This is a genomic window from Serratia sp. NCCP-200, from assembly GCF_059697885.1.
This window is the reverse complement of sequence record NZ_BAAKUJ010000003.1, coordinates 173,909-193,953: the sequence shown is the minus strand read 5'-3', so window position 1 is coordinate 193,953 and position 20,045 is coordinate 173,909. Positions and strand designations below refer to the sequence as shown.

Annotated in this window: 20 protein-coding genes; 4 read left to right on the top strand and 16 right to left on the bottom strand. The window is 55.9% G+C overall.

Annotated elements, in window-relative coordinates:
* Positions 1 to 108: 108 nt before the first annotated feature.
* Positions 109 to 1,089 carry a threo-3-hydroxy-L-aspartate ammonia-lyase gene (locus AC6HVW_RS11065; RefSeq protein ID WP_071680493.1) on the top strand — a complete coding sequence of 327 codons (981 nt, stop codon included), beginning with the start codon at positions 109 to 111 and terminating at the stop codon, positions 1,087 to 1,089.
* A gap of 337 nt (positions 1,090 to 1,426) precedes the next feature.
* Complete coding sequence (mfd, locus tag AC6HVW_RS11060) at positions 1,427 to 4,903, top strand: transcription-repair coupling factor (RefSeq protein ID WP_071680494.1); 3,477 nt, start codon at positions 1,427 to 1,429, stop codon at positions 4,901 to 4,903.
* Positions 4,904 to 5,014: 111 nt separating this feature from the next.
* Here mfd and AC6HVW_RS11055 read toward each other — a convergent pair whose 3' ends face one another.
* The 9 genes from AC6HVW_RS11055 to AC6HVW_RS11015 form a co-directional block, all read right to left on the bottom strand.
* The gene (locus AC6HVW_RS11055; RefSeq protein ID WP_166734786.1) at positions 5,015 to 5,551 is read right to left on the bottom strand and encodes a glycine zipper 2TM domain-containing protein; all 537 of its coding nucleotides are present in this window, start codon (positions 5,549 to 5,551) and stop codon (positions 5,015 to 5,017) included.
* Positions 5,552 to 5,846: 295 nt separating this feature from the next.
* Complete coding sequence (locus AC6HVW_RS11050) at positions 5,847 to 7,151, bottom strand: NAD(P)/FAD-dependent oxidoreductase (protein ID WP_024485958.1); 1,305 nt, start codon at positions 7,149 to 7,151, stop codon at positions 5,847 to 5,849.
* Between the two features lie 332 nt (positions 7,152 to 7,483).
* Positions 7,484 to 8,026: an alpha/beta hydrolase YcfP gene (ycfP, locus tag AC6HVW_RS11045; RefSeq protein ID WP_024485957.1), complete on the bottom strand. Its 543-nt coding sequence runs from the start codon at positions 8,024 to 8,026 to the stop codon at positions 7,484 to 7,486.
* A gap of 76 nt (positions 8,027 to 8,102) precedes the next feature.
* Positions 8,103 to 9,122: a beta-N-acetylhexosaminidase gene (gene nagZ, locus AC6HVW_RS11040; protein WP_071680496.1), complete on the bottom strand. Its 1,020-nt coding sequence runs from the start codon at positions 9,120 to 9,122 to the stop codon at positions 8,103 to 8,105.
* 37 nt (positions 9,123 to 9,159) lie between these two features.
* Entirely contained in the window at positions 9,160 to 10,023 is an 864-nt protein-coding gene (locus AC6HVW_RS11035) for a phosphotransferase (RefSeq protein WP_186486005.1), read from the bottom strand.
* A complete protein-coding gene (lpoB, locus tag AC6HVW_RS11030) occupies positions 10,004 to 10,585 on the bottom strand; it encodes a penicillin-binding protein activator LpoB (RefSeq protein ID WP_037374848.1) in 582 nt (193 codons plus the stop codon). Before lpoB ends, AC6HVW_RS11035 begins: the two co-directional genes overlap by 20 nt.
* A 25-nt stretch (positions 10,586 to 10,610) precedes the next feature.
* Positions 10,611 to 11,000: a YcfL family putative periplasmic lipoprotein gene (locus AC6HVW_RS11025; protein WP_071680498.1), complete on the bottom strand. Its 390-nt coding sequence runs from the start codon at positions 10,998 to 11,000 to the stop codon at positions 10,611 to 10,613.
* Positions 11,001 to 11,012: 12 nt separating this feature from the next.
* A complete protein-coding gene (hinT, locus tag AC6HVW_RS11020) occupies positions 11,013 to 11,363 on the bottom strand; it encodes a purine nucleoside phosphoramidase (protein ID WP_497569427.1) in 351 nt (116 codons plus the stop codon).
* Between the two features lie 130 nt (positions 11,364 to 11,493).
* Positions 11,494 to 11,802: a winged helix-turn-helix transcriptional regulator gene (locus AC6HVW_RS11015; protein WP_174332915.1), complete on the bottom strand. Its 309-nt coding sequence runs from the start codon at positions 11,800 to 11,802 to the stop codon at positions 11,494 to 11,496.
* Between the two features lie 167 nt (positions 11,803 to 11,969).
* Between AC6HVW_RS11015 and AC6HVW_RS11010 the strand changes: the two genes are divergently transcribed.
* A complete protein-coding gene (locus AC6HVW_RS11010; protein WP_186486004.1) occupies positions 11,970 to 12,725 on the top strand; it encodes an SDR family oxidoreductase in 756 nt (251 codons plus the stop codon).
* 64 nt (positions 12,726 to 12,789) lie between these two features.
* Here the strand turns inward: AC6HVW_RS11010 and AC6HVW_RS11005 are convergent, their stop codons facing one another.
* A complete protein-coding gene (locus AC6HVW_RS11005) occupies positions 12,790 to 13,386 on the bottom strand; it encodes a GNAT family N-acetyltransferase (protein ID WP_071680500.1) in 597 nt (198 codons plus the stop codon).
* Positions 13,387 to 13,702: 316 nt separating this feature from the next.
* Between AC6HVW_RS11005 and AC6HVW_RS11000 the strand changes: the two genes are divergently transcribed.
* A complete protein-coding gene (locus tag AC6HVW_RS11000; RefSeq protein WP_081366964.1) occupies positions 13,703 to 13,855 on the top strand; it encodes a type I toxin-antitoxin system Hok family toxin in 153 nt (50 codons plus the stop codon).
* Between the two features lie 133 nt (positions 13,856 to 13,988).
* Here AC6HVW_RS11000 and ptsG read toward each other — a convergent pair whose 3' ends face one another.
* The 6 genes from ptsG to pabC all read right to left on the bottom strand — a co-directional run bounded on the left by ptsG (position 13,989) and on the right by pabC (position 20,024).
* The gene (gene ptsG, locus AC6HVW_RS10995) at positions 13,989 to 15,422 is read right to left on the bottom strand and encodes a PTS glucose transporter subunit IIBC (RefSeq protein ID WP_021804710.1); all 1,434 of its coding nucleotides are present in this window, start codon (positions 15,420 to 15,422) and stop codon (positions 13,989 to 13,991) included.
* Positions 15,423 to 15,761: 339 nt separating this feature from the next.
* On the bottom strand, positions 15,762 to 16,538 hold the full coding sequence (locus tag AC6HVW_RS10990) for a metal-dependent hydrolase (RefSeq protein WP_059200559.1): 777 nt from the start codon (positions 16,536 to 16,538) through the stop codon (positions 15,762 to 15,764).
* A 14-nt stretch (positions 16,539 to 16,552) separates the two neighbouring features.
* Entirely contained in the window at positions 16,553 to 17,560 is a 1,008-nt protein-coding gene (gene holB, locus AC6HVW_RS10985; RefSeq protein WP_071680502.1) for a DNA polymerase III subunit delta', read from the bottom strand.
* On the bottom strand, positions 17,560 to 18,198 hold the full coding sequence (gene tmk, locus AC6HVW_RS10980; RefSeq protein ID WP_071680503.1) for a dTMP kinase: 639 nt from the start codon (positions 18,196 to 18,198) through the stop codon (positions 17,560 to 17,562). The genes holB and tmk overlap by 1 nt, the downstream gene beginning before the upstream one ends.
* Entirely contained in the window at positions 18,188 to 19,213 is a 1,026-nt protein-coding gene (mltG, locus tag AC6HVW_RS10975) for an endolytic transglycosylase MltG (RefSeq protein WP_071680504.1), read from the bottom strand. Before mltG ends, tmk begins: the two co-directional genes overlap by 11 nt.
* Before the next feature lie 13 nt (positions 19,214 to 19,226).
* Positions 19,227 to 20,024: an aminodeoxychorismate lyase gene (pabC, locus tag AC6HVW_RS10970; protein ID WP_071680505.1), complete on the bottom strand. Its 798-nt coding sequence runs from the start codon at positions 20,022 to 20,024 to the stop codon at positions 19,227 to 19,229.
* Between the last annotated feature and the right edge of the window lie 21 nt (positions 20,025 to 20,045).

The window sequence follows — 20,045 nt, the reverse complement described above, 5'->3', positions numbered from 1 at the left end:
CTGATGGCACGGTTGTTTCGACTGACAGCCGCTTAACCGTTTGACAATCCGTTTACAACGGGCAAATTAATAGACTGAACGAATCAATGCCAACCACATGAGGTAGCCATGACCGTTACGTCCCACTGCATCACCGCCGCCGATATTGCCAAAGCGGCCGAAATCCTGCAAAACCACGCGATCCGCACACCAGTAATGACTTCCCGCCAGGCGGATGAGATCGCCGGTGCCCAACTCTTTTTCAAGTGCGAGAATTTCCAGCGCATTGGGGCCTTTAAATTCCGTGGTGCCTTTAACGCCATCAGCCAATTGACTCCGGCTCAGCGCCAGGCCGGAGTGATCGCCTTCTCATCCGGTAACCATGCGCAGGCCATGGCGCTGGCGGCCCGTGAGCTTGGGGTAAGCGTCACCATTGTGATGCCACATGACGCCCCCGCCGCCAAGCTGGCGGCAACCCGTGGCTACGGTGCAAACGTGGTGATCTATCAGCGGCAAACCGAAGACCGGGAAGCCATCACCCAACGGCTAGCGGCGGAACAGGGCTTAACGGTGATCCCACCTTACGATTATCCGCAGGTGATGGCAGGCCAAGGCACCGCAGCTAAGGAGTTGATCGAAGAAGTTGGCCCGCTGGATATTTTGCTGGTTTGTACCGGTGGCGGCGGGCTGCTCTCTGGATGCGCCATTGCGGCACATCACTGGTCGCCCGGCTGCCGGGTATTTGGCGTCGAACCCGAGGCGGGCAACGATGTGCAACAGGCATTCCGCAGCGGTGAAAAAGTGTGGATCCCGGTACCAAAAACCATTGCCGACGGCGCACAGACCCAGCAGGTAGGCAATCTCACCTTCCCGATCATTCAACACTATGTGGAAGATATTCTGACGGTGACCGACCAACAGCTGTGCCAGCAAATGCGTTTCTTTATGGAGCGGATGAAGATGGTGGTTGAACCGACCGGCTGCCTGGCTGCCGCTGCAGCGATGAATCACGTCATCGATTTGCGGGGCAAAAAAGTCGGGGTGATCGTCAGCGGTGGCAACGTGGACGTCGATAAAATCGGCCAGTACCTCGCCATGGCGCAGAATTGATTAAATTACCGCCAACAGGAAGCTTGCTCGCGCTTTTACCGGTGTCAGTTTATACGCCGCTGGGCTAGTATAACCAAGGTAAAAGGTGATGGGCTTGAACCACTTTATAGCCCCCTCTCCCAAAGGGAGAGGGAACCGAATGTGCCTTAGCCATACTCCGTTACCTAACCGCAACACCGTTCCAGCTCCCTCTCCTTGGGGAGAGGGTTGGGGTGAGGGAGAACGAGTTAGCTTTAGCCAAACGCCAGGTAAACAGGATTTTGTGGTATTCACGCGTCGAGCGCCACGGTGAACACCACAAAAACTGTTATTCAATTCATTGATTAAAGATAACTGAATGAGCATTTCTGATAAAAGCCGCAGCTCCGCATCCTCCTACCGTTACTCTCTTCCTGACCGCGCGGGCGATTTACGCCAGCTAGGGCAGCTCACCGGTTCTGCCTGTGCCGTAGAATGCGCCGAAATTGCCGAACGCCATCCCGGCCCGGTGATGCTCATCGCCCCGGATATGCAGAATGCATTGCGGTTACGTGACGAAATCCAGCAGTTTACCGATCAGATGGTGACCACCCTTTCCGACTGGGAAACGCTGCCATACGACAGCTTCTCGCCCCATCAGGAAATCATCTCTGCGCGGCTTTCCAGCCTGTATCATCTGCCGAGCATGGCACGCGGCATCATCATTCTGCCGGTGAATACGCTGATGCAACGCGTCTGCCCGCATGAGTTCCTGCATGGCCATGCGTTGGTGATGAAAAAGGGCCAACGACTTTCGCGGGATCTGCTGCGGGCACAGTTGGAACAGGCCGGTTATCGCAGCGTCGACCAAGTGATGGAACATGGCGAATTTGCCACGCGCGGCGCGCTGCTTGACCTGTATCCCATGGGCAGCGAAGAACCTTATCGCATCGACTTTTTCGACGACGAGATCGACAGCCTGCGCACCTTTGATGTGGATAACCAACGCACATTGAGCGAAGTGGACGCCATCAACCTGCTGCCAGCGCACGAGTTCCCGACCGATAAGGCCGCCATTGAGCTGTTCCGCAGCCAGTGGCGTGAACAGTTTGAAGTGCGTCGCGACGCCGAACATATTTATCAGCAAGTGAGTAAAGGCACCTGGCCTGCCGGTATCGAATACTGGCAACCGCTGTTCTTCAGCCAGCCTCTGCCCTCACTGTTCAGCTATCTGCCAGCCAATACGCTGCTCGTCAACACCGGCAACCTGGAGGGAGCAGCCGAGCGTTTCTGGCTCGATATCAATCAACGCTATGAGAACCGGCGGATCGATCCGATGCGGCCGCTGCTGGCCCCGGATACCCTATGGCTGCGGGTCGATGCGCTATTTGCCGAGCTGAAAGCCTGGCCGCGAATGGCGTTGAAAACCGAGGAGCTGCCTGCCAAAGCCGGTTGCACCAACCTGGGCTATCAAACCCTGCCGGATCTCGCCGTCCAGGCCCAGCAGAAGGCCCCACTGGATAATCTGCGACGCTTTATTGAAAGCTTCACCGGTGGCGCGGTCTTCTCGGTAGAGAGTGAAGGCCGCCGCGAAACCCTGCAAGATCTGCTTGGTCGCATCAAGCTGAGTACCAGTCTGATCCATCATCTGGATGAGGTCGAAGCATCGGGCCGTTACATGATGGTCGGAGCCTCCGAGCGTGGCTTCCTGGATACGCTGCGTGATCGGGCGTTGATCTGTGAAAGCGATCTGCTCGGTGAACGCGTCAGCCGTCGTCGGCAGGATAATCGCCGCACCATCAATACCGATACCCTGATCCGCAACCTGGCAGAGCTGCACCCAGGGCAGCCAGTGGTGCATCTGGAACACGGCGTTGGCCGCTACGTTGGCCTGACCACGCTGGAAGCTGGGGGCATCAAGGCGGAATATCTGATCCTCTCCTACGCCGGTGAAGACAAGCTGTACGTGCCGGTCTCTTCCCTGCATCTGATCAGCCGCTATGCCGGAGGAGCCGACGAAAATGCCCCACTCCACCGTCTTGGTGGGGATGTTTGGTCACGAGCCAGGCAGAAAGCCGCCGAACGCGTGCGTGACGTGGCCGCCGAGCTGTTGGACATCTATGCCCAACGTGCCGCCAAGAGCGGTTTTGCGTTCAAACATAATCGTGAGCAGTATCAGCTGTTCTGCCAGACCTTCCCCTTTGAGACCACGCCAGATCAGGAACAGGCCATCAACGCGGTGCTGAGCGATATGTGCCAGCCACTGGCGATGGATCGTCTGGTCTGCGGCGACGTTGGCTTTGGTAAAACCGAAGTCGCGATGCGTGCCGCCTTCCTGGCCGTCGAAAACGGTAAGCAGGTCGCGGTACTGGTGCCGACAACCCTGCTGGCGCAGCAGCACTTCGACAACTTCCGCGATCGCTTTGCCACCTGGCCCATCCGCATCGAAATGATGTCGCGTTTTCGCAGCGCCAAAGAGCAGCAGCAGATCCTGGAAGAGGCGGCCGAGGGCAAAGTCGATATCCTCATTGGCACCCATAAGCTGTTGCAGAGCGATCTGCGCTGGAAAGATCTGGGGCTGTTGGTGGTTGATGAAGAACACCGCTTTGGCGTACGTCACAAAGAGCGTATCAAGGCGATGCGCGCAGACGTAGATATTCTGACGTTAACCGCCACGCCAATCCCACGCACCCTGAATATGGCCATGAGCGGCATGCGCGATCTGTCGATCATTGCTACCCCACCGGCCCGCCGTCTGGCAGTGAAAACCTTTGTCCGCGAGTACGACAGCCTGGTGGTGCGCGAGGCCATCCTGCGTGAGGTACTGCGCGGCGGCCAGGTGTATTACCTGTATAACGACGTCGAGAATATCGATAAGGCCGCCGAACGCCTGGCGGAGCTGGTGCCAGAAGCACGGATTGCCATTGGCCACGGCCAGATGCGGGAACGCGATCTGGAACGGGTGATGAACGATTTCCACCACCAGCGCTTCAACGTGCTGGTCTGTACCACCATTATTGAAACCGGTATCGATATCCCCAGCGCCAATACCATCATCATCGAACGGGCAGACCGCTTTGGCTTGGCGCAGCTACATCAGCTGCGTGGCCGCGTCGGGCGTTCGCACCATCAGGCCTATGCTTATCTGTTAACGCCAAACCCGAAGGTCATGAGCACCGACGCGCACAAGCGGTTGGAAGCGATTGCCTCGCTGGAAGATTTGGGGGCCGGGTTCGCGCTCGCCACCCACGATTTGGAAATCCGTGGTGCTGGGGAACTGCTGGGGGAAGACCAAAGCGGCCAGATGACCACCGTGGGCTTCTCGCTGTATATGGAGCTGTTGGAAAGCGCCGTCGACGCCCTGAAGAACGGGCGTGAGCCTTCGCTGGAAGATCTCACCAGTAATCAGACGGAAGTGGAACTGCGCATGCCTGCGCTGCTGCCCGATGACTTTATCCCAGACGTGAATACCCGTTTGTCCTTCTATAAACGCATTGCCAGCGCTAAAAATGAGGGTGAACTGGAGGAACTGAAGGTTGAGCTGATCGATCGCTTTGGCCTGCTGCCGGATGCGGCGCGTAACCTGCTGCAAAGCGCGGCGATGCGTCAACAGGCGCAGATACTGGGGATCAAACGTATCGAAGGTAACGAGCGCGGGGGCTTTATCGAGTTTGGCGAGAAGAACCGGGTCGATCCGGGTTATCTGATTGGCTTGCTGCAAAGCAAACCGCAGGTTTACCGCCTGGATGGGCCAACCAAGCTGAAGTTTATGCTGGATCTCACTGACCGGGCCGAACGACTGAAGTTTATCGGCGAGCTGCTGGCGGCGTTCCGGGAACATACTTTGGCAGTTTGATTACTGCACCGTTCTAGCGCCCTTTTAAGGGGAAAGCAGTTCCCTGATAAGGACGCCAGAACGGCTCCCTCTCCCTGTGGAGAGGGTTGGGCCGAGGGTAAACTCCGAAGATCAGACCTTGGTCAGCACCAACTGGCCACTTCTATCCAGCGGGATCTGGGTGCCTGGATCGTGATCCATGCGGATTTTGCCCTGCTGGTCGCCAATCTTGTAAGTCACGTCATAGCCCAGCGTTTTCTGCGATTTGTCATACACCGTTTTGCAGCGCTGCTGCGTGCTGGTGGTAGTGTCGTTGTCTTGCAAGGCCCCCTGCACCTGGTGACCGGCATAGCCCCCCCCCAACGCACCTACTACGGTCGCAACATCACGGCCACGGCCACCGCCAAACTGGTGACCAATCACCCCCCCAGCAACCGCGCCCAGCACGGAGCCAGCGATGCGGTTTTCATCCTGGACCGGCGCACGATGGGTCACCGTGACGTTCCGGCACTCCTGCCGAGGGGTTTTGATGGTTTCTTTGATCGGTGTTGCGGCGAGAACCTGCGCATATTGTGGGCCGGGAGTGAATACGTCCAGACCAGCTACGGCAGCAATTCCCAGAGCGGCTGCAATACCAATCCCAACACCGGCTAACATTGATTTGTTCACAGGAAATCCTCCTGAATGTGTTACCACGCATTATGCACCGGGCGAGCTCGCAGCGATCACAGGCGATTCCCCCGGTTTACGGCGTGCGTGACGCGCCGTCTGTAAACTCCCTAAAGTCTGCACAAGGAAGTTCACCCTCGCAATAAGACTCAATGAGCAAAACACCCTGAAAACGGGCCAAAACCAATGAATTGAGAAGAATCCTATCCCTGCCGGTCCCCTCTCTCACGGCAAGAAAAAACCCACGCGGCAAGCCTACGTGGGTTTTGAACAACCGAACTAGCGGATTAAAACATCAGTGCATCTTCAAGCGCGGACGGATCACGCGGTTGATACCACCCACCAGCATCATCAGGCCGGTTTTGGTATAGCCGTGCAGCGCTACCTGGTGCATACGGTACAGCGAAATATACACCACGCGGGCGATACGTCCTTCGACCATCATCGAACCACGCATCAGGTTGCCCATCAGGCTACCTACGGTGCTGAAGCGGGAAAGCGAGACCAGTGAACCATGATCCTTATATACGTAAGGCTTCATCGGCTGATCGTGCATCATCGCCAGGATATTGCTATAGCAACGTGATGCCATCTGGTGGGCAGACTGTGCCCGTGGTGGTACAAAACCGCCGCCTTCACGTGGGCAGGACGCGCAGTCACCAATAGCAAAGATGTTGGCATCGCGGGTAGTTTGCAGCGTTGGCTCAACCACCAGTTGATTGATGCGGTTGGTTTCCAGCCCGGCGATCTCTTTCATAAAGTCCGGTGCCTTGATGCCCGCTGCCCACACCATCAGATCGGCATTGATAAATTCGCCGCCTTTGGTGTTCAGGCCATGCTCATCGGCACTGGTCACCATGGTATTGGTTAATACCCGCACGCCAAGCTTGTTCAGCTCCTGGTGCGCCGCTGCGGAAATACGCGGCGGCAGAGCTGGCAGAATACGCTCACCGGCTTCAACCAGGGTAACCTTCAAGGCGCTGTTATCCAGCCCTTCAAAACCGTAGCTGTGCAGCTGTTTGACCGCGTTATGCAGTTCTGCCGACAGCTCAACGCCGGTAGCCCCACCGCCCACAATCGCGATATTCACGCTCTCCTTCTCTTCCGGATTGGCAGAGAACTTGAGGAACAGGTTCAACATCTCGTTATGGAAGCGGTGCGCCTGATTCGGGTTATCCAGGAAGATGCAGTTATCTCTTACCCCTGGGGTGCCAAAGTCGTTAGAGGTGCTGCCGAGCGCCATCACCAGGATGTCGTAGCTCAACTCGCGGGCGGGAACCAGTTGGCAGCCCTGCTCATCGCAGATCTGCGTCAACTGCAACGTTTTCTTTTCACGGTCAATGTTGACCAGTGAACCCAGTTGGAAGTTGAAGAAGTGGTTACGCGCATGCGCCAGGTAGTTCAACGCATCCACACCGTCGTCCAGGGAGCCGGTAGCCACTTCATGCAGCAACGGCTTCCACAGATGGCTGTGATTGCGATCCACCAGCGTGATCTCCGCTTTATGCTTACGACCCAGTTTATGGCCCAGGCTGGTTGCCAGCTCCAGACCACCGGCACCACCGCCGACAATAACGATTTTCTTCTTTGGCGTTGTCAAAATGACCCCCTGAATGTGAACCAATTGTTGCCTAAGGGTAAATAAATAATATCCTTAGAATACATAGGGTTCGCTTAAGTTAAACCTGCAATCTGGGGCCAGAATAACACGAGAGGTTATTTGGTCATACCAAAATTGATGTACGTCAAAGTTTTTTGGTTAAAGGCTGGACGAAGGGGTTTTTTGAGGATTGTGATTCAAATAGTTAGCGTGAGATCACAGTTTTGCATTTTGCTGCCCACCGGCGAAAACGGGCACGATAAAAACAAAAAAGCCGCAATTGCTGTCCTGTAGGAACAACGTTCACGGCTTGGTTAAGCGTTATAGGACTGTTACGCCAGCGTCTTGAAAGCCTTGATACGCTGAAGGTGTGGCGAGATGTTTTTAAACTTGTGACTCTGCTGCTCATCCCAGACGATTTCATAATACTTGTGCAGCAACTCGGCACTACGTTGGCTGTCCAACACTTCGTCCTGACGAGAAAGCACCACCAGGCAGCGATCGCGGTTCTTCTCGCGGAAATCTTCCACGCATTTGGTGGCGATATCGCGATACTCTTCCGGCCGGTCGATCTTGCCGTGCATATGCTCTTCCGGGTACAGGTTCGGGTTGAAGATCACCTGACGGATACCGCACAAGAAACCGATACGTTCGGCCCAAAAGCCCCCAAGACCCACGCCGCAGATCAGAGGATGGGCATCCCCTTCCTGCTGAACCGCCTTGTCCACCTCTTTCAATAAATGCTGCATATCATGGCGCGGATGCAAAGTGCTGTAGCTGATAAAGCGCACGTCCGGATCGATGAACTGTAACTGCATAATCTTTTCATGATTGCCGGGACTGGTGGAATCGAAGCCATGCAAATAGATAATCATGTGGTTCCTCGCAACAAGCTGGGGGCCGCTGGCAGCCCCCATTATTAACGCCGCCTTCTTGCGGCGCCCTGGCCGTTCACCCCGCTGAGCGTTGCTTATGCTCTTCCCAGCGTTCATGCAATTGACTCAGCGCACTATGCGCCTTTTGCCAACGGTCGGAATCGCGCAGTTCCTGACGGGTGAACTGACCGCGATGATATAACCGCTGCAATTTCTCTACTTTGACCGGGGACAGGTTATCTAACACGCTGACCGCCCCTGCCCGATTATTACAAACCAGGATCATATCGCAACCGGCATCCAGCGCCGCCTGGCCACGCTCGGCATAGCTGCCCATGATCGCCGCCCCTTCCATCGACAGATCGTCAGAGAAGATCACGCCCTCAAAGCCTAGCTCCTGACGCAAGATTTGCTGCAGCCAGTAAGGCGAGCCGCTGGCCGGGCGCGGGTCTGCTTCAGTATAGATAACATGGGCTGGCATGATGGCATCCAGCAATCCGCGTTGGATCAGCTCGCGGAAAATAGTCATATCATGTTCGCGGATTTGGGCCAATGGCCGCGGATCGCGCGGAGTTTCTTTATGCGAGTCCGCCGTGACTGCGCCATGCCCTGGGAAATGCTTGCCGGTGGTTTTCATCCCGGCGCTGTGCATCCCCTGGATAAAGCGTTCGGCCATCACTAACGCCTGCTGCGGATCGCTATGGAAAGAACGTTCGCCAATTGCCGCACTGGCGTGGCCGATGTCCAATACCGGGGCAAAGCTGATATCGATATCCTGGGCAATCATTTCCGAGGCCATCAGCCAGCCAGCTTCCTGAGCCAGACGCCCGCCTTCCTGAGCATCGTTGAGCGCCGCAAAGGACTGCGCCGCCGGTAAGCGGGTAAAACCTTCGCGAAAACGCTGCACGCGCCCGCCTTCCTGATCCACTGCCACCACCAACCGCGAATGCGAGGCCGCGCGGATTTGGCGAACCAGCTCACGCAACTGCTGCGGATCGGCAAAGTTGCGGGTAAACAGGATCAAGCCCCCTACCAGCGGGTGTTTTAAAATCTCACGTTCTTCTGCGTCCAGCTCATAGCCGACGACATCTAGCATTACTGGGCCCACGGCCACCTCACATCAGTATTCATGATTAATTTGACGATGATAAACAAAAACGCCGGTATAACGTTGCGCCCCAACGCAAAAATTCCGCATCCCGACACTGCTGCCAGCGCACTTCACACCACATCAGAATCAGGTAATCCACCCACGGCAACCAACGCTGGACCTGTGAGGCCAACTGCGGCAAATCGGCGTAGCCGTGAGGTTGGTATTGCTCCAAAAAGCGTTGTTGCTCAGCCGGGGAAAATTGATTGAAGCGAAACATCGCCGCCAGCTCCAGGGCGATATCGCCATCGGCGGCATACTCCCAGTCGATCAGCCTGAGCTGCCCGGTCTGTCGCAGCAGATTGCCAGCATGAATATCCATGTGCAGCGTTGCCAACTGCAACGGGCGCGGCATGGTGCCGTTGATGAAATAGCGCTGCCAACGCAGCCAACCAGGTGTGATCCGCCGGCGATCAATTTGCTGCCAATAGCGGGTAAATTGCTGTTGCAGATCCAGCCGGTAACCACTCAACCCTCGGTTATGCAGCCGAGCGGTCAGCGCTGCCAACTCCCCGTTGGCCAGTATGGAAGCAAACGCCGTTTCGTCAACGCTCTCACCGGCAAGCCATTCGACGATCAACCACTCAGGGCTCTGTAACCACACCTTTGGACCTATGCCCAATCCAGCACGCTTCAGCACTTGCCCCTCACGCCGACGGTTAACGCCGAGCATGCGTTTTTCCGGCGTCTGCGGACGGGCCAGTAGTTGCACATCGCCACTGTCGATCCGCCAGCTCTCGCCGCTCAACCCTTGTACCAGGCTAAAATGACAACCGGCGGTATTTACCGCCGGCAGTCTGTTACTCAAGAGTCGCCGCAGCTGGGATTCAGTATTTGACGTCGCCATTGCCTGACCAGACGATCTCACCGGTTTGCACCAGCATCAGCTGCATTTCCATCGACGGTGACTTCACATCGCCACTGACGGCGCTATACAACACGTATTGCGCGTTGACGATACGCGCCAAGCCAATCGCCTTGCTGCGCGACCCGAGGCTATCTTCCGCCGACAGGCCCAGCGTCTGTTTGGCGCTCGCCAACTGCGCTTCCGGCACGACGGCAAAGGTCTTGTTGGATGCCAAAGCCTGGTGCAGCGCCGAGGTAGCGTTGCCGATGCTCAATGAGCCATTGGTATTGTTTTTCACGCTGTCCAACAGCAATACGCTGCCAGGGGTGACGCCATCGGCCTTCAGCATCTGATTGACCAACGGCTGCACGCTGCCCAGCCAGTCAAGCTGCTGGATCTTCGGCGGCTGTGGCACCGGCTCGGTGGTTGGTGGCAACGGTTCAGGCTGAGGCTCTGGTTGCGGCTGTGGCTCGACCGTCACCGGGGCCGTAGGCTCTGGCGGGCGTGATGGACAACCAGTTAACACCAACGCGGCCAGCGCCACCCATAGGAACTTTTTCATTACCTTCTCCAACGTAACCCAAAACTTATAAGTATAAATACAGACGTACACGCTTGGCATCAAGGTTGCCATTCAACGAATAAATCTCGGCGTCTGAATTGGCAGCGACGGTGACCGTGCGCGGCTGTTCAAAAGGCAGGATGTCCAGCCCCTGTTTGTCATACCAGTAGAAACGATAGTGGAGGGTCACCGGCGTCGTCTGGGTGTTACTGAGCACCGAACTGGCCCGCAGACGGCCAGACGCGTCGGCAATAGACGGGTTATCCGCCAGAATACCTGCCGTCAGTACCGGTGAATCCATCACCACCGTTTGCCGTTCATTGACCGAGATGCCCTTCGGGCTGCTACAGCCCATCAGCATCACGGCGGGGAGCACCAGCGCCATCAAGTAACGCGTCGTGTGAATATAGCGCATGGCCTTCCTCGGTTAACGTGACAACAACGGGCCCAGAGCGTGCCCACCTACTAAATGCATATGAATATGATAGACCTCCTGCCCGCCGTGACGATTGCAATTGATGAGCAAGCGGTAACCGTCTTCGGCAATCCCTTCCTGCTCGGCAATTTTGGCCGCCACGGTGATCATACGGCCTAATGCGGCCTCGTGTTCCACGGTCACATCGTTCACCGTTGGAATGAGCACGTTCGGCACGATCAGGATATGGGTCGGTGCCTGTGGGGAAATATCACGAAATGCGGTAACCAGTTCGTCCTGGTAGACCACATCGGCAGGGATTTCACGGCGAATAATTTTACTGAAAATCGTTTCTTCGGCCATCTGGAACTCCTTGTTCAGCGAAAATATTGGTTTACGCAGTATCGTGACAAATTCTACTGCTATCAACCCGATTGCGCACTTTCCGTATCGAATGATGGAGAATCACTCAACCTTACGACTTTACCGGCGGTTATTGGCTACCGATCAACTGAGGCGCATGGTCACGCATCCAATCGGCCAACGAGTCTAGCGTGGGGCGCAACGTTTTACCCAGCGGCGTTATCTGGTACTCCACCCGTGGTGGCACCTCTGGAAACACCTGGCGAGTGACAAGACCGCATTGTTCAAACTGGCGGAGCTGACGCGTCAGCTCTTTTTGCGCGATTGGCGCCACCGCGCGCTGTAATTCGCTAAAGCGTATCGGGCCATCGATCACCATCAGGCGATACAGGATTGGGATGGCCCATTTGCCCGAAACCAAATTGACGAAGCTCACCATTGGGCACGGCTCCCCCGCAGGCGGTAACGTATAATTTTTTTCAACCTGCCCTTTCACTGTTGACGCCATTGCATCCCACCTTGTCCTTTAGTATCCAAATGGTACCTACTATGCAAAAGGTACTGACAGACCAATAATGGCGTAACTGACCAACGAGAGGAAGGGTTATGTCACGATTAGCAGGTAAATACGCGTTGATTACCGGGGGAACCAGCGGCATAGGGCTGGAGACGGCCCGGCAGTTTATTGCCGAAGGCGCCACCGTGGCGATCACTGGGCGCAGCGCTGGCGGGTTAACAGCAGCTGGCGAAACGCTAGGGGATGTCGTGCTGTTGCACAATGACGCTGGGGATATCGGCCAACAACCGATTTTGGCCGCGCAGTTGGCCAAAAGCTGGCCCCGTTTGGATATCCTGTATATCAACGCCGGTGATGTCACCCACCTGCCGTTGCAGGAATGGGATGAACAGCGCTATGACCAACTGATGAACACCAATCTCAAAGGCCCACTGTTTTTGATCCAGGCTCTGTTGCCGTTGTTGGGCAACCCTGCCTCTGTGATCCTGTGTGGTTCCGTCAGCGCGCATATTGGCCTGGCGCAAAGCAGCGTCTATGCCGCCAGTAAAGCCGGGATTTTGTCTTTGGCGCGTTCACTTTCAGCCGAGTTGCATCCGCGCGGAATTCGCGTCAACGGCCTCAGCCCTGGCCCAACGGCAACTCCGGCACTGGGTAAGCTGGGTTTACCGGCACAGGCTGAACAGGCGTTGCGCGAAGAGATCCACGCGCTGGTGCCGATTGGCCGCATGGGGACCGCGCTGGAATTGGCCAAAGCCGCCGTATTCCTCGCGTCTGACGAATCCAGCTACATGGTGGGCAGTGAACTGCTGATCGACGGTGGCGTGGGGAATTTAGCGCGGAGTTGAAAGGCTGTTGTAGGGGCGCTGCATCTGCGCCCAATGAGATCATGCCACTGTTTGTTCCACACGTTTAGCGCTTCAGCAAAACGTCTAACCTGGCTTTCACTCCACACCATTCATCATCGATGATGCTGAACCTGACCGAGTTACGTTTGCGCCCGTCGGGCATGATGCGCTCATGGCGTACAATCCCCTCCTGCTTGGCACCAATGCGCAGAATTGCCGCGCGTGACCTGTCGTTCAGTTCGTCGGTGGTGAACTGCACCCGTACCGCCTGTAAAACCTCAAAGGCATAGTTGAGCAGCAGGTATTTCGCTTCGGTATTCACGCCGGTGCGCTGCACCGACTGGCTCAGCCAGGAGTGGCCGATTTCCATTTTGCGATTACCCCGGTCGATTTTCCAGAAACGGGTGCTGCCGATAATGCGTCCGCTATCCCGCTGAACAATGACAAACGGCAGCATTGAGCCAGCATCACGGCCAGCCACGGCAGTGGCGATATAACTGTCGATCGTACTGGCACTCGGCACTGCGGTAACCTTCAGGTTCCACAGTTCGCCATCAGCAGCGGCGCTCAGCATTGCCTCACGGTGCTCTGGCTGCAAGGGTCGTAGTTCGATTTGATTGCCGATCAACGTTGGTGGATTGAGCACGGATTGGTTGGGCATTTTCCCCTCTCTTGCAGCGATCGATGGACAGCCATCAGCATCGCAATAAACAGGGAAAAAAACCAACAAATTAAGCAGGATGTACACTGAGCCCGTTCAGCTTACTTGTTCTATGTAACAAAGCGCTGATTTATTATCAGGCGGGATTAGGGGTAAAATTCGCGTGGGTGCTCTGGATCTTTTTGTCCTGAGCATGAGCAAGGGATAGAAAGAGAAAAGCCCCGAATCGATGTAAATCAACCCGAGGCCACTCTTATGCCCAAACACCATAAAGGTAGCCTCTTACCCGCCGAAAGGCAAGGACAAGGAGGCTATCATGCCGCAAAAATTAGTAGTAATGACTCTGGTTATTCTCTGTATCACCGTACTGGTGTTTACCTGGATGACCAGGAAAAGACTCTGTGAGATCCGCATTCGTAGCGGAGAAACGGAGGTTGCGGCCATGATGGCTTACGAATCCGTAAGGTAAGGCAACCCAACGGCGGGGCTTGCCCCGCCTGTTGGTTGTTTGAGCTGAGATCCATGAGCGCCCCTCCCCATGTTGTTAATCAACCCATAAAAAAAGGGAGGCCTAAGCCTCCCCATTAACTCCCCTACCTGAATCAGTTGTTACGGATGTATTCATCCATATCGGTTTTCAGGTTGTCGGATTTGGTACCAAAGATCGCCTGAACACCTGAGCCAGCCACAACTACACCGGCAGCACCCAGTTTCTTCAGACCAGCCTGGTCGACCTTGGATACGTCGGCCACGCTAACGCGCAGACGGGTAATACAGGCATCCAGGTTGGTGATGTTTTCTTTACCGCCGAATGCCTGAACCAGCGCAGCAGACATTTCAGAACCGCCCTGAGCCACCTGCTCGGAAGCATTGTCTTCACGGCCAGGGGTTTTCAGATCCAGTTTGGCAATCAGCACGCGGAAGATGGTGTAGTACACCAGACCGTAGATGACACCAACGATTGGGAACAGCCAGATTTTGCTGCTGTTGCCGCTCAGTACGATGAAGTCGATCAGGCCGTGTGAGAAGCTGGTACCGTCACGCATACCCAACAGAATACAGATTGGGAACGCCAGACCGGCCAGGATCGCATGGATTACGTACAGGATCGGCGCAACGAACATGAAGGAGAACTCGATCGGCTCGGTAATACCGGTCAAGAACGAGGTCAGCGCAGCGGAGATCATGATACCGCCGACTTTGGCACGGTTTTCCGGCTTGGCTGAGTGCCAGATGGCAATCGCAGCAGCAGGCAGACCATACATTTTGAACAGGAAGCCACCAGACAGCATACCCGCAGTTGGGTCACCCGCCATGTAACGTGGAATGTCGCCGTGGAACACTTGACCGGCCGCATTGGTATATTCACCAATCTGCATTTGGAACGGAACGTTCCAGATGTGGTGCAGGCCAAACGGTACCAGCGCACGCTCAACAAAACCGTAGATACCGAATGCCACCACTGGGTTCTGATAAGCCGCCCATTCGGAGAAGGTCTGGATAGCCGTACCGATTGGCGGCCAGATGAAGGAGAGGATCACACCCAGAATGATTGCGGCCAGACCAGAGATGATCGGCACAAAACGCTTACCGGCAAAGAAGCCCAGGTATTCTGGCAACTGAATGCGGAAGAAGCGGTTAAACATGTAGGCAGCAATGGCACCGGAGATAATCCCCCCGAGCACACCGGTATCCGCCAGGTGTTTGGCCGCAATCTCTTCGGCTGGCAAATGCAGCACCAGCGGCGCAACCACGGCCATGGTTTTCACCATGATGCCGTAAGCCACTACCGCGGCCAATGCAGAAACGCCGTCGTTGTTAGTGAAGCCCAGGGCAACACCGATAGCGAAGATCAACGGCATATTGGCGAATACGGAACCGCCGGCTTCCGCCATTACGTGAGAGACTACCAGCGGTAGCCAGCTAAAGTTGGCGGAACCGACGCCCAGCAGGATACCTGCGATAGGCAATACGGAAACCGGCAGCATCAGCGATTTACCTACTTTTTGCAGGTTGGCAAATGCGTTCTTGAACATAGTTGAGTGTGCTCCTGAGTAATAGTACTTTGCTACTTCTCGCGAATTTTCGCGTTGCAGAGGGGGGAGAGAAAACCCCTGCATTTTCAGGGTGTCTGAGCACCCCTTTAATTTTTACGCAGAGTAAAATAAATACCCTGAACAATGTTTGATGGCAGTCACGTTTCGATGAATCTGACCGGCCATTTTTCAAAAATCGTCTACTTTTTGTGAAGAAAGATGAAAATTTGCCCGGCCGTTCCCCTGAAACGGGTGGGAACATTACCCGTTTCGAGGATTAATTACGAGCTTAAAAAGAATTAGATTTTCGCCAGCGGTTCGCTAAGCCTAGACGAAGGATCAGAGTTCGATGTGAAACAAACGTGAAAAGTTGGCGGTGGTCGCTTGCGCCAGGTTTTCCAGGCTGACGCCTTTCAATACGGCCAGGTATTCTGCGACGTCACGCACATAGGCGGGTTGGTTTTCTTTGCCGCGATGAGGCACCGGTGCCAAGTATGGCGAGTCGGTTTCCACCAGCATACGATCTAATGGCACATAGCGGGCCACCTCGCGCAGCGGCTCGGCGTTACGGAAAGTGACAATACCGGAAAACGAGATATAGAAGCCCAGATCGAGCAAGGCTTTCGCCGTTGGCAAATCTTCGGTGAAGCAATGCAGCACGCCGCCGCAATCCTGTGCATTCTCTTCACGCAGAATGGCCAAGGTATCGTCACGCGCGTCACGCGTATGCACAATCACCGGTTTGTTGAGATCCCGGCCAATACGAATATGTTGGCGGAACGACTCTTGCTGTAACGGGATATTGTCTTGCTGATAGAAGTAATCCAGCCCGGTTTCCCCCAGGGCAACCACCTGCTCTGCCGCAGCCAGACTGCGCAGTTCGGCATAATCGTAGCCCCCCTCCAGATTCAACGGATGAACGCCACAGGAGAAGGCAACATCGTTACGTTGACCGATCAGTTGGGTCATCGCCTGGTAACCCGGCAGCGTGGTGGCAACCGCCAGTACAAAACCCACATCCTGCGCTTTGGCTTTGACCAGGGCATCGTCCACGCTGTGGTGCAAGGTGGCGAAGTCCAGGCTGTCGAGGTGGCAGTGAGAATCTACTAATAACATGATAATTAACTCTTTTACAACGAATGAGGGAGTGAGTAACCGGTAGCGCCGAGCATCTGCTCCCAACCGAGTAACTGTTCTGTCAGCAACAGCTCGCGATTAACGCCGACCACGCTGAGTAACTGATGGCGGCAGTTAAGCCACTGCTGCATGATTTGCTGGAGCGAAACGCTGCTCAACCGGCTGGCCAATTGCTGGACCAGCGGCAATTGATCCTGGTTCAGAGCATAGCTCGCGGCCCCCTGCTGGTATTTCATCGCATCCATCAGCAACGCGCATAGCCAGTGTAGCCGGTCCGCCACGTCGTCATGGTTCAGTGCTGGCAACAGGGCCAACATATCGCACTGCGGCAGAGCGGTGTTCAAGGCGTTGCACAGTGCGGCCCGCTGTTGCCAGCGATTCGGTTGCAGCAACTGTTCGGCTGCGAGTGGAGCACCGTCATGCAAACGTAATGCGGTCAGACGATCGACCGGATTGCCCGCGCCCTGGCGGTTAAGCCATTGCAGACTCAGCTGTTCATCCGGGCTGGCCAGATGCCAGTAGAAACAGCGGCTACGCAGTGTCGCCAGCAGGCGTGAGGGCTCACGGCAACCTAGCAGGAAGTAGGTATTGGCCGGAGGTTCTTCCAGGGTTTTCAGCAAGGCGTTGGCGGCGGCCTCGGTCAACAGTTCTGCCTGCGATAGCCACACCACCTTGGCTCCCCCCTGCTGGGCATGGGAATAGAGGACCTCAATCACCTGGCGGATAGGTTCGATACCCAAGCTACTCTTGCCCTTTTCCTGGGCCAATACGTGGTAGTCCGGGTGGTTGCCTGCCAGCATCAACCGGCAGCTGTGACACTCACCGCAGCTCTTTTCACCATTGCGCTTTTGGCAGATCAGCCAACGGCTAAGGGCATAGAGTAGCTCAGCATCGCCGTTGCCCTCCGCCGCATGCAGCAGTAATGCGTGATGGCCACGCCCAGCCGCATACTGCCCCACCAAATGACGATAGGGAGCGTTAAGCCACGGGTACCAGTTCATTACACCACTTCCTGCTGTTGCAGCCACTGTACAACCACCTGGCGAATATCGGCGGTGACCTGTTCCAGCGTTTGTGCCGCATCTATGGTAACGATGCTCGCATCCTGCGCCGCCAGTTCAAGATAGCGCGCGCGGGTACGTTCAAAGAACGGCAGCGCTTCTTGCTCAATACGGTCTAACTCTCCGCGCGCGCGCGCCCTTTGCAGGCCCACCGACGGAGGTAAGTCGAGATAAAGGGTCAAGTCGGGGCGGAAGTCACCCAATACCGTATCACGCAGCGAACTCATCAAGTGTGGATCGATTCCCCGCCCCCCGCCCTGATAGGCTTGTGCCGAAAGGTCGTGACGATCGCCAACTACCCAGGCTCCCCGCGCCAACGCCGGTTGGATCACGGTTTCCACCAGTTGCACCCGCGCGGCATATATCATCAGCAGTTCCGCCTTGATGGTCGGCAAATCGCCATCTGCGCCGCATTTAAACAGCTCGCGCAGCTTCTCCGCCAGTGGCGTACCGCCCGGTTCACGGGTAAACACAATGTCGTTAATACCCTGCTCGTTAAGCACGTTGACCACGGTATTGCGCGCGGTGGTTTTACCCGCTCCTTCCAACCCTTCAATCACTACAAAGTTACTTTTCATTCTTTTCCTTTTGTACCTGCCGATAGACACGCACCGCAGCATTATGGCTTGCCAGGTTGGTGGTGAACGTATGGCCACCCTTGCCGTCGGCAACAAAGTACAAATAATCGGTTTTAGCCGGATTGGCAGCGGCTTCCAGTGAAGCAAGGCTCGGCATGGCGATCGGCGTTGGCGGCAGGCCACTGATCACATAGGTGTTATAGGGCGTTGCCGTCTCCAGATCCTTACGGGTGATGTTCCCGGTGTAACTGTCGCCCATGCCGTAGATCACCGTAGGATCGGTTTGCAAACGCATGCCCAAACGCAGGCGATTGATAAACACCGAAGCGACCTTGGTGCGTTCCTCCGCTACAGCCGTCTCCTTCTCAACGATCGAAGCCATCGTCAGCAACTCTTCCGGCGTTTTATAAGGCAAGCTGGTATCTCGCGCATGCCAAACGTCCTGCAATGCCTTGTACATCCGCAACTGAGAACGCTTTAACAATGCCTGATCGGTGGTTCCTGCCGTATAGAGATAGGTATCTGGATACAAACGGCCTTCCAGCACGCCACCTTCTGGCAGCCCCAGCGCCTTGGCGATTTCCGCCTCGCTTTTGCCTGCAAGGGTATGTTTGACATACTTGGAGTCTTGCAGCACCTGCAGCCAATCTTTCAGACGCAAACCCTCGATAAAGCGCGCGCTGAACTGGGCTTCTTTGCCGCTCGCCAACAGTTTCAGCATCTGGCGCACCGTCATCCCCGGGGTTAAACGGTAGGTACCCGCCTTGAATTCTGCCAGTTCTGGCTCCAGGCGCAGTAACCACGGGAACCAACGGCCATTGTGGATCAGCTTGTCGCGTACCAGCAGCCCTTCCAGCGCCACACGGCCAGTGCCTGCGGGCAGTTTGAAGTAGGTTTCCTGCCCAATCGCCAGCGGAGTCTCGGCAAAGCGTTCAATCCGCTGATGCCCCCAATACAGAGAAGCCAACGCCAGGAGCAGCAGCAGTACAACAATCTTGAGCTTTTTTCTCTTCATCGATCAGCCATCATTAACAGTGTGGTCGCAAAAAATCATACAGTTGGCGCGAAGAATAGCACCATGATTGTGCCCTATTCACCGGCAGCAACGGCATCAGCGCGTTGCATATCAGCACTTCCTCCGCATCGGCCAGCGTCTCCAGCGGTTCACTGACGTAATGCAGTAGATACTCGCTGCCCGCCAGAAGTTCAATCACGCGGCGGCGCATCACACCAGCGACACCGGCCTGATCCAGGTTTGGCGTAAAGACGTTTTTTCCTTTGCGCCAGAACAAATTAGCCGCACAGCATTCCACCAGCATACCCGCAGTGTCAAGCACCAGCGCCTCATCGGCATCGGCCTGGTCAAGATCTGCGCGGATCAACACCTGCTCCAGGCGGTTAAGGTGTTTCAGACCTGCCAGCAGTGGATTACGCCCCAGGGCAACCGGGCTGAGCGTCAGGCTGATCCCTTCTTCACGCCATGACTGGTAGTGTATGGGATAGGCGCTGCGCGAAACGATCCTTGTAGGAGCAGCACAGCCGTGCGGGCTGTAACCTCGTCCGCCGCTGCCTCTGGTCAGTATCGCTTTGACCACGCCAAGGGACAGAGAGCCTGCCGCATGGCGCATCTCAAGTTCCAATGCCGCCCAGTCCACTGCAGGCAGCAGCAACCTCTGTGCCGCCTGCTGCATCCGCTCAAGATGCCAAGGGAAAAGATCGATGTTGCCATCCACTACTCTGGCGGTGGTAAAGCAGCCGTCGCCAAACTGCAAACCGCGATCGCTGGCTGCCAGGGCGTCATGTTGTTGTCCATTGATCCAGTACATGCGTTTCCTCACTGTGTTATC